This is a genomic window from Synergistaceae bacterium (assembly GCA_012728235.1).
Classification (GTDB): Bacteria; Synergistota; Synergistia; order Synergistales; family Synergistaceae; genus JAAYFL01.
Genome location: JAAYFL010000035.1, coordinates 1 through 1,695 on the forward strand (window position 1 = coordinate 1; position 1,695 = coordinate 1,695).

Below are 1,695 nucleotides of genomic sequence, written 5' to 3' on the forward strand. Positions count from 1 at the left end.
AAGGGTTTCACGGGAAGAAGATCGACAGCAAAAGCTAACGAAATAATTAATAAAGCAAAAATAAAACGAGAGAAGACGAGTTAAGATGTATTCATATACCTACGATAAACAAACGGGCGGCTTGCTCCTAAATTCCTCGCCCACAGGATTTTCCAAAGAACCCCGCCCAGTTTACGCTCCCGAGCTGGACGTGCTGGGTTTTGATAAATACTGGAAGTACGATAAGCAATCTGAGTTCCCCTATATGTGGGCAGAGGCAAATACTTATTGGTATAGAGGAACACTTGTTGCAAAACTGAAGGGCGGAAATGTATACACCGCTCCTAAGATTATCATACCGAACGGTGAGGATGGAAAACCGATAATGCCTGAGCCTAAGGGCATATCTCTCAAGCCCATTGATATAGAGGCAATGGTAGAAGCAAATCGTGAGATGCTCGAGATCATTGAGCAGACTACGGTCAAAAAGATATTGGCTGTATATAGCAAGTATAAGGATAAACTTGACTGTTTTTATGTAGCATTTTCAGGCGGTAAAGACAGTCTCGTTCTGCTAGATCTCGTTAAAAAAGCTCTTCCCAAGGGTAGCTTTATTGTTGTGTTTGGCGATACTGGAATGGAGTTTCCTGACACCTATGATATTGTCGAAAAGACAAAACGGCAATGTGCGGAGGAAGAGATTCCCTTTTATATAGCTAAATCGCATCTTTCTCCAAAAGAATCTTGGGAATTATTTGGTCCCCCTTCTCGCACATTACGGTGGTGTTGTTCAGTGCATAAAAGTACCCCACAAGCATTAAAACTAAGAGAAGTTACAGGAAAGAATAGCTATACAGGTTTAGCTTTTGTCGGTGTTCGAGCGCAAGAAAGTGCAAAGCGCTCAGAGTATGAATATGAAAATTTTGGGAAAAAACAAAAAGGACAATACAATCATAATTCTCTTCTTGAATGGACTTCAGCAGAGGTATGGCTTTATATTTACTCGAACAAAGTGCTAATAAATGAAGCATATAAAAAAGGCAATAGTCGAGCTGGTTGTATTTTCTGCCCAATGTCTTCAAAAAAGGCAGATTATATCAAAAGTGAAATATATAGCGACGATGTGAGTTCCTATATAAAAATGATTGATAAATTTAGTGGGAGGAATTTTGGAGATAATTCATATGTTTCCAATGGGGGATGGGTGTCACGGAGAAGTGGACGTGATTTAGCAAAAAATAATGTGAACTATTCGGAAGTGATAAAAAACGGAGTTCTAACTATAACTGTGTTATCTCCTAAAACCGATTGGAGAGAATGGATTAAAACATTGGGTGATTTTGGTGAAATCCCGTTTACAGTAAAGGATGAAGGCACTGGATATATTGTTCGACTACCACAGAGTTACCTTAAGGTGAATCCAACATTTGGGAAGTTGTTTAAACAAGTATTTCGAAAATCTGCATATTGTGTTCAATGTGGTGTCTGCGAAGCAAATTGCAGTTCAGGTTGTTTAAGCTTTGATAATGGGGTGAAGATTAATGATTGTACTCATTGCCTTCAATGCCACGATATTCAAGATGGTTGCCTAGTTTACAATTCGCGAAAAATACCAAAGGAGGAAAAAACCATGTCAATAAACTGTTTTGACTCAACATTACCAAAATCAGATTGGTTCGTTCGCTTTTTTAATGAAAAGGAAAACTTTTGGGCGAA

General features: G+C 38.7%; 1 protein-coding gene. It reads left to right on the forward strand.

Annotated features, from left to right (window positions below; all coding sequences use genetic code 11):
- Positions 1-85: 85 nt before the first annotated feature.
- On the forward strand, positions 86-1,695 hold a 1,610-nt coding region (locus GXZ13_02770; GenBank protein ID NLX74761.1), incomplete at its 3' end, for a phosphoadenosine phosphosulfate reductase family protein.